General features: G+C 43.5%; 14 protein-coding genes. 1 reads left to right on the forward strand and 13 read right to left on the reverse strand.

Annotated features, from left to right (window positions below):
- Window positions 1-6 precede the first annotated feature (6 nt).
- From QV280_RS11420 to QV280_RS11450, 7 genes are all read right to left on the reverse strand, one after another.
- Window positions 7-666 (reverse strand): TIGR04219 family outer membrane beta-barrel protein, encoded by a 660-nt coding sequence (locus tag QV280_RS11420; protein WP_023405209.1) that lies wholly within the window; start codon window positions 664-666, stop codon window positions 7-9.
- An 83-nt stretch (window positions 667-749) separates the two neighbouring features.
- Window positions 750-956 (reverse strand): envelope stress response protein PspG, encoded by a 207-nt coding sequence (locus QV280_RS11425; RefSeq protein WP_023405208.1) that lies wholly within the window; start codon window positions 954-956, stop codon window positions 750-752.
- 191 nt (window positions 957-1,147) lie between these two features.
- Window positions 1,148-2,128 carry a tRNA dihydrouridine(20/20a) synthase DusA gene (gene dusA, locus QV280_RS11430; RefSeq protein ID WP_152822432.1) on the reverse strand — a complete coding sequence of 327 codons (981 nt, stop codon included), beginning with the start codon at window positions 2,126-2,128 and terminating at the stop codon, window positions 1,148-1,150.
- Window positions 2,129-2,342: 214 nt separating this feature from the next.
- Window positions 2,343-3,146 carry a MetQ/NlpA family ABC transporter substrate-binding protein gene (locus tag QV280_RS11435; RefSeq protein WP_152822429.1) on the reverse strand — a complete coding sequence of 268 codons (804 nt, stop codon included), beginning with the start codon at window positions 3,144-3,146 and terminating at the stop codon, window positions 2,343-2,345.
- A gap of 177 nt (window positions 3,147-3,323) precedes the next feature.
- The gene (pgi, locus tag QV280_RS11440) at window positions 3,324-4,976 is read right to left on the reverse strand and encodes a glucose-6-phosphate isomerase (protein WP_152822426.1); all 1,653 of its coding nucleotides are present in this window, start codon (window positions 4,974-4,976) and stop codon (window positions 3,324-3,326) included.
- A gap of 213 nt (window positions 4,977-5,189) precedes the next feature.
- Window positions 5,190-6,284 carry an alanine racemase gene (alr, locus tag QV280_RS11445; RefSeq protein ID WP_023405205.1) on the reverse strand — a complete coding sequence of 365 codons (1,095 nt, stop codon included), beginning with the start codon at window positions 6,282-6,284 and terminating at the stop codon, window positions 5,190-5,192.
- 8 nt (window positions 6,285-6,292) lie between these two features.
- Window positions 6,293-7,693 (reverse strand): replicative DNA helicase, encoded by a 1,401-nt coding sequence (locus tag QV280_RS11450; protein WP_023405204.1) that lies wholly within the window; start codon window positions 7,691-7,693, stop codon window positions 6,293-6,295.
- 271 nt (window positions 7,694-7,964) lie between these two features.
- On the opposite strand from QV280_RS11450, the gene QV280_RS11455 reads away from it, so the two are divergent.
- Complete coding sequence (locus QV280_RS11455) at window positions 7,965-8,687, forward strand: DUF481 domain-containing protein (protein ID WP_052029636.1); 723 nt, start codon at window positions 7,965-7,967, stop codon at window positions 8,685-8,687.
- Window positions 8,688-8,760: 73 nt separating this feature from the next.
- On the opposite strand, the gene rplI is transcribed toward QV280_RS11455, so the two are convergent.
- The 6 genes from rplI to rnr form a co-directional block, all read right to left on the reverse strand.
- Window positions 8,761-9,213: a 50S ribosomal protein L9 gene (rplI, locus tag QV280_RS11460; RefSeq protein ID WP_023405202.1), complete on the reverse strand. Its 453-nt coding sequence runs from the start codon at window positions 9,211-9,213 to the stop codon at window positions 8,761-8,763.
- 33 nt (window positions 9,214-9,246) lie between these two features.
- Window positions 9,247-9,474, reverse strand: a complete 228-nt coding sequence (rpsR, locus tag QV280_RS11465; protein WP_000090472.1) for a 30S ribosomal protein S18 — start codon at window positions 9,472-9,474, stop codon at window positions 9,247-9,249.
- Window positions 9,475-9,490: 16 nt separating this feature from the next.
- Entirely contained in the window at window positions 9,491-9,793 is a 303-nt protein-coding gene (priB, locus tag QV280_RS11470) for a primosomal replication protein N (RefSeq protein WP_021715030.1), read from the reverse strand.
- Window positions 9,794-9,801: 8 nt separating this feature from the next.
- The gene (gene rpsF, locus QV280_RS11475) at window positions 9,802-10,191 is read right to left on the reverse strand and encodes a 30S ribosomal protein S6 (RefSeq protein WP_021715029.1); all 390 of its coding nucleotides are present in this window, start codon (window positions 10,189-10,191) and stop codon (window positions 9,802-9,804) included.
- A 341-nt stretch (window positions 10,192-10,532) separates the two neighbouring features.
- Entirely contained in the window at window positions 10,533-11,270 is a 738-nt protein-coding gene (gene rlmB, locus QV280_RS11480; RefSeq protein WP_023405201.1) for a 23S rRNA (guanosine(2251)-2'-O)-methyltransferase RlmB, read from the reverse strand.
- A gap of 13 nt (window positions 11,271-11,283) precedes the next feature.
- The gene (gene rnr, locus QV280_RS11485) at window positions 11,284-13,743 is read right to left on the reverse strand and encodes a ribonuclease R (protein WP_152822423.1); all 2,460 of its coding nucleotides are present in this window, start codon (window positions 13,741-13,743) and stop codon (window positions 11,284-11,286) included.
- Window positions 13,744-13,750: the final 7 nt, after the last annotated feature.

Genomic DNA, 13,750 nt, shown 5'->3' on the forward strand with positions numbered 1-13,750 from the left:
ACACGCTTAAAAAGCAACTTGCACACCGGCAAACCAGCCATCCACAAAACCGTAGGCTTTCTTATCCACTTCTTTAAAGGTGTAATCGAGCACTCGGTATCCACCGCGTAATACTATGTCGGCAGAGTCAAATGCCACAGTGTATTGAATGGCACCGGTTAAATCCGCCGACTTCAACTCATCGGTCTCACCAAAATCAAACTCGCCAATGACAGCAAAGTTACTATTTGGCACTTGGATTAAGGCATTTGCGAACCAACTGAATATCACACTATCAAAATCGATAGTGGTATTGGTTTCAGGATCGTAAAACCGGCTATCTCGATAATCCGTTAAAGTAAACCCAGCATCAAATTCAAGATTTTCAGTTCGTAACGGGCGGTAGTAAAAGGTGTAGTCAAACTTATCATGGGCAAGAAAGTCGGTATCTAGCCCTGTGTAACGAATTCTGAAATTAGGTAGGTAGGGAACATCATGTTCAATTTGCGCAGACAACACTGGTAATTCATCATCAGCAAAGCGAGTTTCTCGAATTTTAGTACTGCCCCAGAACATATCGGCGGTAACTTTGCCATGAACACCGGGTTCAATCACTTTTGCTTGTACCGACCAAGAAGCGCCCAATGCAGCAGTTCCTATTGCCGCAATCAAAGTCCATTTGCTCATTATCTACCTCTAAGAAAACCAAAATCGTTACTTTATAAGCAGATAGTAGCATAGGTAAACTTTAGATAAATCAATAAGCAAGCTTATGAACAAGCTCTGTTACGCTTAATTAGCCAATAAACAATTAATCCAACCACCAGATAAGGCAGAAAATTAAATGCTGCTCCTAGCAAGCCTACGATCACGCTAAAGGTAAAGACTGCAAGAAATGCCATAAAGAAGCCAAAGAATGTTAAGCCAACAAAGAAAAATACACCGAAGAACATCACTAGCATCAGTAGCTCAAACATGGTTACTCTCCAAAATTCATTTGAGATCAAAAACTTGTTCCAAGATCCCCTCTAGTTACTATAAAGCAAGTACCTTGCCAAAACAGCGAAAAATATAACCACTTGATAAGTAAACAAAAAAAGCCATCACATAACATGATGGCTTTTCTATAAAACGAAACTTGGTAAAAACAACCAGTTATTGGTTAATTCTACACACCTAACTCTTTAGGTATTTTAGCCAGTGCGGCTTCAACTACTTCGATACCCGAACCTGGTTTGTGCGCGTTTTCGCTGATGTAACGACGCCATTGACGCGCACCCGGCATACTTTGGAACAAACCTAACATATGACGAGTAATATGCCCCAAGTAAGCACCTTCCGATAGTTGTTGCTCAATATACGGGTACATCAGCTCAACTACTTCGCTACGTTTAATAATCGGTTTATCTTGACCAAAGATCAGCTGATCAACCTCAGCTAATAGATATGGATTTTGGTAGGCTTCACGGCCAATCATTACCCCATCAAGATGTTTAAGATGCTCTAGTGTTTCATCTAATGTTTTTACGCCACCATTTACCGCGATATCAAGATGCGGAAAGTCTTTCTTGATCTGATAAGCGCGCGGGTAATCCAAAGGTGGAATTTCACGGTTTGCTTTAGGGCTTAAACCACTTAACCATGCTTTACGAGCATGAATAGTAAAGTGCTCACAACCGCCCTTCTCGTTTACCGTTGATATAAAGTCTGTCAAAAACTCATACGAGTCTTGTTCATCGATACCAATACGGGTTTTCACCGTCACTGGAATATCAACCACAGACTTCATCTCTGCCACGCAATCTGCCACCAGCTGAGGATCGGCCATTAGACATGCACCAAAACGACCGTTCTGCACTCGGTCAGAAGGGCAACCTACGTTTAAGTTCACCTCATCATAACCACGCTCTTCAGCAAGCTTGGCACAATGAGCAAGATCTTTGGCATTGGAACCACCAAGCTGCAATGCAATCGGATGTTCTTGCTCGCTAAAACGCAAGAAATCACCTTTACCATGAATAATGGCACCGGTGGTCACCATCTCGGTATATAACAGAGTATTCTGCGACAGTAGTCGATGGAAGTAACGACAATGGCGATCTGTCCAATCGAGCATTGGGGCGACAGATAAACGAGATGATGGATACATAGCTAAGACCTTTTGTTGAACCACGTAGCACGAGACCAAGTGATTGAGTCCGTGTTTTAAGAAAAAGTGACCTTCACTTCTACTTTGAGGTGCGGATTATACGGTTTGGTTGAACCGCCATCAATAATAGTCTTTATCTATATACAACAAAGCCCACCTCGATATGCTCTCAGTGGGCTTAAATCTTGTTGTTCTATGTTGTTGCTAATGCAGATTAGAACGCAGGTTCTATCGTACCTTTGAAGGTTTTCGCTAAGAAATCACGAGTGGCTTGTGATTGGAAGATTTTCACTACTTTCTGGTAGGTAGGATTGTCTTTTTGATCTTCACGAGCGGCGATAACCATAACCGCAAGTGGTGCATCTTTGGCTTCTAAATAGATGCCTTGTTTTTTAGGGTCTAAGCCTGAAGACATCACGTAGTTCATGGTGATAGCGGCGGCATCCACATCATCTAAAGAGCGAGGCAGTTGCGCGGCGTCTACTTCGACAAACTCTAGTTGTTTAGGGTTGTCGATAATGTCTTTTAATGTGGCTTTAGAGCCTACACCCGGTCTTAGTGTAATTAGCTTTGCGTCAGCAAATAGTAGTAAACCACGACCGCCATTGGTTGGATCGTTTGGAATCGCAACACGCGCTTTATTTGGCAAAGCTTCAATAGAGTTAAATTTGTTGGAGTAGATACCCATACGCATCAGTATTGAACGGCCAATAGATACTAGATGAGAATCATGCCCTTGGTTGTAATTGTCTAAGAAAGGTTGGTGCTGGTAGCTGTTTAAATCAATGCTACCATCGTCGAGTGCGGCATTTGGCGTCACGTAATCAGAGAATTGCACCACTTCTATATTGATGCCTTGCTTGGCCGCTTCTTTGGCTACGGCTTCAACCACTTGAGCGTGCGGCCCAACTGTTGCGCCAATTTTGATGGTTTTCGCTTCTTCTTTACCACACGCTGTTAGCCCTAAAGCCAATGCTGAGATAAATGCCAAACTCACTACTCGTTTAAAACCTTTCATTGTTACTCCGTATATCCATATGGGACTTCTAGCCATCTAAAAGGCTATATTACTCTTTTGGATTCGGAATGCAATTAGCGACTTACAATTTCCTTAAAAGATAGGCAACAAAAAGGCCAGCACTTGGCTGACCTTTATTTACTAACCGATACCCGTATTCGCTTAATATCTTAGATTTTAAGCACGCAGTTGTTTAAATGCGTTGATTAGACCGTTAGTTGAGCTATCGTGTGAATCAACTTCTGTACCGTCTGCTAGCTCAGGTAAGATTTGGCTTGCCAGTTGCTTGCCTAGTTCTACGCCCCACTGATCAAAGGTAAAGATATTCCAGATAACACCTTGTACAAAGATCTTATGTTCGTACATTGCAATCAGGTTACCTAAAGTGCGTGGCGTAATTTGCTTCACTAAAATAGAGTTTGTTGGACGGTTGCCTTCAAACACTTTAAATGGCGCTAGCTCTGCAATTTCTTCCGCTGACTTACCCGCGGCAACCAACTCTGCCTCTACAACTTCACGAGACTTACCAAATGCTAGCGCTTCTGTTTGAGCGAAGAAGTTAGACATCAATTTCTGATGATGATCGCCCGTTGGGTTGTGGCTGTTTGCAGGAGCAATAAAGTCACAAGGAATCAGTTTAGTGCCTTGGTGGATCAACTGGTAGAAAGCGTGCTGACCGTTAGTACCTGGTTCACCCCAGATAATAGGACCTGTTTGGTAATCCACTGCATCGCCGTTGCGATCTGTGTATTTACCGTTAGATTCCATGTTGCCTTGTTGGAAGTAAGCGGCAAAGCGGTGCATGTACTGATCGTACGGAAGAATCGTTTCTGACTCTGAACCGTGGAAGTTGTTGTACCAAATACCAATCAAAGCCAAGATAGTTGGGATGTTGTTCTCTAGCTCTGTCGATTTGAAGTGGTTATCCATTTCATGAGCGCCGGTTAGTAGCTCAATGAAGTTGTCGTAACCTACACCTAATGCAATAGACAAACCGATTGCTGACCATAGTGAGTAACGACCACCAACCCAGTCCCAGAACTCAAACATGTTGTCAGTATCAATACCAAACTCAGACACAGCCTGACCATTAGTTGATAGCGCGGCAAAGTGTTTAGCGACATGCGCTTCATCTTTAGCATCTGCTAGGAACCAATCACGCGCACTGTGTGCATTGGTCATGGTTTCTTGTGTGGTAAAGGTTTTAGAAGCCACTAAGAACAGCGTTGTTTCTGGGTTCACTTTTTTCAGTGTTTCAGCAATATGAGTGCCGTCAACGTTAGAAACAAAGTGTAGGTTTAGATGATTTTTATATGGTGAAAGTGCTTCTGTCACCATGTATGGGCCTAGATCAGAACCACCGATGCCGATGTTAACAATATCGGTAATCGCTTTACCTGTGTAGCCTTTCCACTCACCGCCAATCACGCGATCAGTGAATGATTTAATTTTGTCTAAAACCGCATTCACGGCTGGCATTACATCTTCGCCGCCGACAACAACTGGTGTGTTGCTACGGTTACGAAGTGCAGTATGAAGAACTGAACGACCTTCTGTTTTGTTGATGGTCTCGCCAGAGAACATGGCGTCGATTGCTGACTTAAGCTCTGTTTGTTTTGCAAGATCAAACAGGTGCTGCATAGTCTCGTCGTTCACTAAGTTCTTTGAGTAATCGACTAAGATATCGTCACCAAAACTTTTTGAGTAGTTCTCGAAGCGCTTAGAATCTGCAGCAAACAGATCTTTCATTTCGATATCTTGTGCTGATTCAAAGTGAGCAGTTAAGGCTTTCCATGCATCAGTGTGCGTTGGATTGATGTTCTTCAACATTATGAGTTCCCATTATTTTAATTTTAGTTTCGCCCAATAAAGTTATTGAGCTCCCCTGATACGGACTTTAACGGCGACAGTTAATTAGAGTGTCGTCCAAATAATTCTTTTAATATTTATTGTTACTCACTTGGGCTTAACAATGGCATCCAAGTGTTTTCATCGATAAGTATTTTCATCGATTATAGAAGAGTCGCCTCTTCATTTAATAGGCTAAATAGCATCTTTAATGTAAACAGGTATCACACGAGAAGTCAGTTTAGTCACTAATTCATAGCTAATTGTACCTACATATCTAGCCACTTCTTCTACTGGCAAAGACTCTCCCCAGAGCACTGCCAAGTCACCAACTTCATCTTTAGCATCTGGTCCAAGATCAACGGTTAACATGTCCATTGATACTCGTCCCGAGATTGGAACCTTACGTCCATTTATCCACACCGGCGTACCATTTGGTGCCGTGCGTGGGTATCCATCACCATAACCTACGGCAATAACGCCTATTTTGGTATCGCGTTCACTAACCCAATTAGCCCCATAACCTACACTTTCACCCGCTTTTAGCTCATTAACAGCAATGAGGTGAGAGCTTAAAGTCATTACTGGGCGATAACCCATTTGCTGAGCATCGTTATCATCAAATGGCGATACACCATACATAATAATCCCTGGACGTACCCACTCAAAGTGGCTATCACTGCGCGACAAAATGCCAGCTGAAGCAGCAATTGAACGCTCTCCTTCACACTGTGACGTCGTCGCTTCAAAAAGCTCTATTTGCTGTGAAGTAATTGGATTATCAGGCTCGTCAGCACAGCCAAAATGGCTGATGTAACGCAATGGATGCGCAACGTTTTTGCAATTGTGTAAGCGCTGAATGTATTCATCGTATTGCTCTGGACGCACACCTAAGCGATGCATGCCTGTGTCCATTTTTAACCACACTACCACAGGGTTTTCTAGCTCAGCTTGCTCTAAAGCAATTAGCTGCTCTTCACAGTGCACCACTGTCTGAATATTATTGGTGACCAAAATTGGCAAATCACTGTCAGAGTAAAAACCTTCCAGTAATAAAATGGGCTTCACAATACCACCGGAGCGCAGTTGCAGTGCTTCTTCGATACGAGCAACCGCAAAGGCATCTGCTCCTTCCGCATTTTTAGCCACTTCCAGTAAGCCATGACCATAACCGTTAGCTTTTACTACTGCCAACAAACGACTATTAGGTGCTTGTTCATGTAATCGTTGAATATTATGACGTAATGCATCTGTATTGATAGACGCAACAGCAGCCCTTAATTTACCCATGATATTTCCTACTCATCATCATAATCAAATGCAGGGCCAGCATAGTTATCAAAGCGTGAATACTGCCCTTGGAATGTTAAACGAACTGAACCAATTGGGCCGTTACGCTGTTTACCGAGAATAATTTCAGCAGTACCTTTCATGGCGCTATCTGGGTTATAAACTTCATCACGATAGATGAACATGATCAAATCGGCATCCTGCTCGATCGCACCGGATTCACGTAGATCTGAGTTGATCGGACGTTTATCGGCACGCTGCTCCAAGGAACGGTTAAGCTGTGAAAGCGCCACCACTGGAACGTTAAGTTCTTTTGCTAATGCTTTTAATGAGCGTGAAATTTCAGAAATTTCTAAAGTACGGTTGTCTTGCATACCCGGAACACGCATCAACTGCAGGTAATCGACCATGATGAGGCTTAGGCCACCATTGTCACGCGCGATACGACGTGCGCGTGAGCGAAGCTCTGTCGGTGTTAAGCCTGAACTATCATCGATGAACATATTCTTCTTCTGCATAAGAATACCCATGGTCGATGAAATTCGTGCCCAATCTTCGTCATCGAGCTGACCAGTACGGATTTTGGTTTGATCAACGCGAGACAGTGACGCGAGCATTCTCATCATGATTTGTTCTGAGGGCATCTCTAGAGAGAATATCAAAACGGGTTTATCCGAATCCATGGCAGCGTTTTCACACAAGTTCATGGCAAAGGTGGTTTTACCCATTGATGGACGAGCTGCTACGATAATAAGATCGGAAGGTTGTAAACCTGCCGTTTTCTTATTTAAGTCATTGAAACCTGAGTTAACACCTGTCACCCCGTCTTGTGGGGTTTTGTATAGAGTTTCGATACGTTCTAGAGTTTTCTCAAGGATGTTGTCAACGCTTTGTGGACCGTCTTTCTCGTTTGAACGCTCTTCAGCAATGGCAAACACTTTGCTCTCAGCAAAATCCACCAGATCACTCGAAGAACGACCTTGAGGATCGTAACCCGCATCGGCAATCTCATTGGCCACACCAATTAGGTTTCGCACCACGGCTCTTTCTGCAACAATCTCTGCATAGGCATTAATGTTGGCCGCACTCGGGGTGTTTTTAACCAGATCAGCTAAGTAGGCAAACCCACCAACATCTTCAAGCTGTTCACGACGCTCTAAAAATTCAGATAAGGTAATTAAATCCAATGGCTGACTATCTTCAAGCAGAGTTTTAACTGCTTCAAAAATCAGTCTATGAGGTCGACTGTAGAAATCGATTGCCATTACTTTCTCGGCAACCGTATCCCAACGCTCGTTATCCAGCAACAACCCGCCAATAACTGACTGCTCAGCTTCTAATGAATGGGGTGGAGCTTTGATTGCTTCGACTTGGGAGTCTTGTTTTTTATTCGTTCGTTGATCTGCCATGGATGTGCTCAGTGACCTTCTATTCTTTGCATTATACCAATGCTAAACATGATCTGTTTAGAAAATTATTTTTAATAGATGAGGTCATAAAAATAGACACTATTATTTGCAACTTTAAGAAAGATATTATTAGGATAGAAAGTGCATAAACGTCTATCATTGTTTACCTCATCTTGACGTATTTTTAGTAGGTTTAAGTACAATTCATAAGCAATATTTTAGTTTGAGGTATTTTGTGTCAAAAAAATTGCTATTTTGTCTGGGATCACTGCTGTGCTCAGCACCCCATGCGGAAGAGCTGACTGATACCGATATCGCAAGCCCTTCCCCCTTCAAAAGCGAAGTTGAATTTGGCTATCAAGCCCATTCAGGTAATTCTGATTCCGAATCTCTCAATGCACGTCTTAGCGGTGAATACATTAAAAATCGCTATCGTCTGACTGGAGAATGGAAATATTACTTATTGTATAAAGATGGTGCAGAAGACAAACGACAATCGACTTATGATCTACAGGGGGATTATAAGCTAGGTCCTAAAAGCTACGCTTACTCTAACTTCAATGGTTACGACTCTAAATACAGTGCCTATTTTACTGACTATACCGTATCTGCTGGTATGGGTTATCAGATAACCAATACCAAACACTTGTTGATTGAAGGCGAATTGGGACCGGGTTATCGATACCAAGAACCTAATTTAGAAGAGATTGATGATGACGATATCATCATGAAAGAGACGGTGCAGGAAGCAATTATCAGGGGTAATTTATCTTTGGTTTGGAAACCGATTAAGTCTCTATCGATAGGAACCGATGTCACTGTAGTCGCAGGTGAAAGTAACACTAGAACCGATACTGAGATTTCAGTGATTAATGAAATTACCGAAGATATTGCATTAAAGTTGGTACACAACCGTCAATACCACAACAAAGTTCCGGATGGACTGAGCCATACTGATTCGGTGTTTTCCGTTAACCTACTGTTCTTGTTCTAACATTTAACAAATTTTGGGCATAAAAAAACACCGACCAAGGCCGGTGTTTTAAAGTCATCTTCAGAGTAAAAAATTACTCTGCAGCAACAACTTGTAGTTTCACAGTAGCGAAAACTTCAGAGTGAAGTTGAACGCTTACTTCGAACTCACCAGTGTTACGTAGTGCGCCTTCTGGAAGACGAACTTCGCTCTTAGCAACTTCAACGCCAGCAGCAGTAACTGCGTCAGCGATGTCACGAGTACCGATAGAACCGAATAGTTTGCCTTCGTCACCAGCTTTAGAAGCAATAACAACTGCTTCTAGAGAGTTAACTTTCTCAGCACGTGCTTCAGCTGCAGCTAGGTGCTCAGCAACTTTAGCTTCAAGTTCAGCACGACGTGCTTCAAACATTTCAACGTTTGCTTTAGTAGCCATTACTGCCTTATTTTGAGGAATAAGGTAGTTACGAGCGTAACCAGATTTAACGTTAACAGTGTCGCCAAGTGCACCTAGGTTACCGATTTTATCAAGTAGAATAACTTGCATTATTTAATCCTCTATTCTTAATAAACCGACCGATTACTGATGCTTATCAGTGTACGGAAGTAGTGCTAGGTAGCGAGAACGCTTGATTGCACGAGCTAGTTGACGTTGGTATTTAGCGCTTGTACCAGTGATACGGCTAGGTACAATTTTACCAGCTTCAGTGATGTAGTTTTTAAGAGTTGCTACGTCTTTGTAATCAATCTCTTGTACGCCTTCTGCAGTAAAACGGCAGAATTTACGACGACGGAAGAAACGAGCCATGGGCTATCTCCTGATCTTAAATTTGAGTGATATCTTCGGCATGTAAAACCAATTTTCCCAAACCGTTTCGGCTTGTTTGATAAGCGACAAAGCCACTTACCTTGATTGAACTGCCTTTAACTAGTTCTTGAGTTAATGTGTGCGACCTTTTACCACTCACCACCACTGGCATTCGACAGTAAACCTGTCTCGGAAGCTCGGCTTCCATTACATTTGAGCGATGCTCGAGCCAAAATTGGCAATGTAAAATCCCTGAGGGGCTTCGTGTTCGAATAGGATCTTTAGCAACAATGCCGCTTAAATCCATTCGATTGGTCATACAATCAATTACTCAGCAGATGCTTCTGGCTTAGCTTCAGTACGCTCTTCGCGACGAGGAGCACGCTCTGCACGCTCTTCTTTTTGCTTAAGCATGATTGATTGCTCAGTCACAGCGCCTTTAGTGCGCATGATCATGTTGCGTAGAACTGCATCGTTAAAACGGAAAGCAGTTTCTAGCTCGTCGATCACAGCTTGATCAGCTTCAACGTTCATAAGAACGTAGTGAGCTTTGTGAAGCTTGTTGATTGGGTAAGCCAGTTGACGACGACCCCAGTCTTCTAGACGGTGTACAGTACCGCCAGCTTCGTTGATAGAACCAGTGTAACGCTCGATCATGCCAGCAACTTGCTCGCTTTGATCAGGGTGCACCATGAATACGATTTCGTAATGACGCATGTGTTGCTCCTTACGGATTATTAGCTTCCACGAGTGGCCCGGTCGTCCAGAGGAAGCAAGGAACTAAAGATAAATGACCGAGTTTTAAGGACGGCAAATAGTACAGAAACCGTTCAATAAGATCAAGCAAAAACACCGTTTCTGCACAAGATAGTTTGTCAGTCCGACTATTCGCCCTTTATTCCAAGCACTTAGATTCATAACTCTTTGTATTTTAAAGAGGTTATATGCAAATGATGAAAATAAAAATCACAGGTATAAAAATGGCTACAAGCCACCGTTTGTTACCACAAAAATAGGAGCCGAAGCTCCTATCTCATTTAATGCTATCGACAACAAAATTAGCTTAGACGCTGTCTTACCGCTTCAAACAAACATACTCCAGAGGCAACGGATACGTTCAAGCTAGAAACAGAGCCGGCCATTGGGATCTTGATTAAGTCATCACAAGTCTCGCGGGTTAAACGGCGCATGCCATCCCCTTCGGCTCCCATTACAATTGCCAATGGGCCTGTTAGCTTGCTTTGATAAACATCATGAGTGGCTTCGCCTGCGGTACCAACAATCCATACATTTTGCTCTTGTAGGTGACGCATAGTGCGCGCAAGGTTAGTGACACGAATCAAAGGTACTGTCTCTGCCGCGCCACAAGCAACTTTGCTTACTGTCGCGGTTAATGGTGCAGACTTGTCTTTTGGAACGATGACAGCGGCGACACCGGCTGCGTCAGCATTACGTAGACATGCGCCAAGGTTGTGCGGATCGGTTACGCCATCCAAAATCAGCAGTAGTGGATTTTGCTCAGCAGCCAAAATGGTATCTAGGTCATTTTCATTCAAGGCTTTGGCCGCTTTAACACGTCCTATAATACCTTGATGGTTTGCACCTTTTGCTTTGTCATCCAGTGCTTTGCGACCCATTTGTTGGATAGAAACACCGTAAGATTGCAATAGATTGATTAAAGGTAACAAACGGTCGTCCTGACGCCCCTTTAAAACAAATACTTCAATAAAACGTACAGGATCTTTTTCCAACACAGCTTTCACTGCATGGATGCCATAAATATATTCGTTACTCATTTAATTGCTTCTCTTATTTCTTAGGGGCGCGAGCTGTATTCTTTTTGCCACGAGCTTTGTTTTTCTTCGCTTTGTTTGATTTTGGCTTTTTAGGTGCAGGCGCACTGTCCTTACTGCCATCAGGGCGAACGGTTGGTTCAACCTTAGCTTTGGCACGTCTAGAGCGTCTTCCCTCTGACGAGCCTGATTTTTTCTTATCATCAAAACGCTTAGCATCTTCAACTAAACGTTTCTTGGCGGTTTTGCCTTTGCCTCTTGGAGTGCGTTGGCTACCCACCATTTCAAAGTCAATTTGCTTGTCGTTCAAATTAACGGCTAATACTTTCACTTTTACCGTGTCACCAAGGCGATAAATTTGCCCAGAGCTTTCACCCACTAAACGCTGACTGATCGCATCATAGCGATAATAGTCATTAGCTAATGTTGATATGTGCACCAATCCGTCAATGTGCAGCTCTGTTAATCGGACAAAGAATCCAAAACCCGTCACATTGGCAATCACACCGTCTAGCTCTTCACCGACGTGATCTTGCATGTACTCACATTTGAGCCAATCAGTCACATCGCGAGTCGCATCATCGGCGCGACGCTCAGTCATTGAGCATTGCTCACCAAACACATCCATATCATCAAATGAGTAATGGTAACCCCCCGTTGGTGTCCAACGGTCGGTATTGCGCCCTTCTTGCTTGGCAATGAGGTACTTAATTGCACGGTGCAATAGCAAGTCAGGATAGCGACGAATCGGTGAGGTAAAGTGTGCGTAACGCTTCAGAGCCAAGCCAAAGTGGCCGGCGTTATCTGGATTATACACAGCTTGTTTCATCGAGCGTAGTAGCATTGTTTGAATAAGCTCTTTATCCGGACGCTGAGTGACGATGTGCATGAGATCGGCATAATCCGTTGGGGATGGTGCTAAACCACCATTCAGGGTTAAACCAAGCTCACTCAGGAAGTCTTTAAAGCCCACTAAACGCTGTTCACCTGGAGTTTCATGCACTCGGTACAACGCAGGCTCTTTGAGTTTTTCAACTAAAGAGGCAGAAGCGATATTTGCTAAGATCATGCACTCTTCAATCAGTTTGTGCGCATCGTTACGTACCACAGGTTCAATGCGATCAATTTTTCTATCGGCATTAAAGATGAATTTGGTTTCGACCGTTTCAAACTCAATCGCACCACGCAGGTCACGCGACTGTTTAAGAGTGCGATACATATTATGCAGTTCTTGCAGATGTGGAACTAACGTCTCATAGCGTTGATTTAACTCTTGGTCGCCATTAAGAATATCGTTGACCTTGTTGTAGGTTAAACGCGCGTGAGAGTTCATTACCGCTTCATAATGCTTATAACCAGAAAGCTTACCGCTTTCAGAGACGGTCATCTCACACACCATACACAAGCGGTCGACTTGTGGATTAAGCGAACATAAACCATTCGACAACACTTCAGGTAGCATAGGTACAACCTGAGATGGGAAATACACTGAGTTACCGCGATTAATCGCTTCTTTATCTAGCGCAGAATCTGGGCGCACGTAGTAACTCACATCGGCAATAGCGACCCATAAACGCCAGCCACCGCTTTTTTTCTTTTCACAATAAACCGCATCATCAAAGTCACGCGCATCTTCACCATCAATAGTCACTAATGGTAACTCTCGAAGATCTACCCGACCTTTTTTCGCTTCTTCTGGAACCTCTTCTGCCAGAGAGGTTATTTGCTTGGTAACTTCTTCTGGCCATTCATTAGGGATTTGATGAGTACGGATGGCGATTTGAGTTTCCATGCCCGGCGCTAGGTTTTCACCTAACACTTCAACCACTTTACCTGTCATTCCGCGAGAACGATTACCGCGGTCAGTGACTTCAATTACGACCACGTTCCCCATTCGAGCGCCCATTCGGTGCTCTTTAGGAATAAGAATATCGTGATGAATTCTAGAGTCATCAGCCACTACGTAAGCATGACCAAACTCAAGGAAGAAGCGCCCAACAATTTTCATTGCTCGCTCTTCAAGTACGCGAACAATTCTGGCTTCTTTGCGGCCGCGTTTATCCGTGCCTGATTGTTGCGCTAGTACATAGTCACCGTGGATGATGCTACGCATTTGATGAAATGGTAGAACTAAGTCCTGCTCTTTGCCGATAACGCCTTCAGGACGCACCCATCCAAAGCCATCTTTATGACCGATGACATAACCTTTGATCATTTCGAGTTTATCAGGAAGGGCGTAACATTGACGGCGAGTGAAGACTAGCTGACCATCACGCAACATAGCGTTTAATCGGCGACGTAAGCCTTCATATTGATCTTCACCGGCCAGTTCAAGAGCGGTGAATAGATCGTTGCGATTCATTGGCACCCCCGCACTCTCGAGAAAGCTTAAAAGAAACTCTCTGCTTGGTACTGGGTTCTCGTAATTTTTAGCCTCTCGATCTGCATGGGGGTCAAGAGATTTAGAATCGGACATGGGCGTG

It is taken from the genome of Vibrio sp. B1Z05, assembly GCF_052955985.1.

Coding starts and splice junctions, on each gene's coding strand:
- QV280_RS11420 (WP_023405209.1), bottom strand. CDS start 666: ATGAGCAAATGGACTTTGATTGCGGCAATAGGAACTGCTGCATTGGGC.
- QV280_RS11425 (WP_023405208.1), bottom strand. CDS start 956: ATGTTTGAGCTACTGATGCTAGTGATGTTCTTCGGTGTATTTTTCTTT.
- dusA (WP_152822432.1), bottom strand. CDS start 2,128: ATGTATCCATCATCTCGTTTATCTGTCGCCCCAATGCTCGATTGGACA.
- QV280_RS11435 (WP_152822429.1), bottom strand. CDS start 3,146: ATGAAAGGTTTTAAACGAGTAGTGAGTTTGGCATTTATCTCAGCATTG.
- pgi (WP_152822426.1), bottom strand. CDS start 4,976: ATGTTGAAGAACATCAATCCAACGCACACTGATGCATGGAAAGCCTTA.
- alr (WP_023405205.1), bottom strand. CDS start 6,284: ATGGGTAAATTAAGGGCTGCTGTTGCGTCTATCAATACAGATGCATTA.
- QV280_RS11450 (WP_023405204.1), bottom strand. CDS start 7,693: ATGGCAGATCAACGAACGAATAAAAAACAAGACTCCCAAGTCGAAGCA.
- rplI (WP_023405202.1), bottom strand. CDS start 9,213: ATGCAAGTTATTCTACTTGATAAAATCGGTAACCTAGGTGCACTTGGC.
- rpsR (WP_000090472.1), bottom strand. CDS start 9,474: ATGGCTCGTTTCTTCCGTCGTCGTAAATTCTGCCGTTTTACTGCAGAA.
- priB (WP_021715030.1), bottom strand. CDS start 9,793: ATGACCAATCGAATGGATTTAAGCGGCATTGTTGCTAAAGATCCTATT.
- rpsF (WP_021715029.1), bottom strand. CDS start 10,191: ATGCGTCATTACGAAATCGTATTCATGGTGCACCCTGATCAAAGCGAG.
- rlmB (WP_023405201.1), bottom strand. CDS start 11,270: ATGAGTAACGAATATATTTATGGCATCCATGCAGTGAAAGCTGTGTTG.
- rnr (WP_152822423.1), bottom strand. CDS start 13,743: ATGTCCGATTCTAAATCTCTTGACCCCCATGCAGATCGAGAGGCTAAA.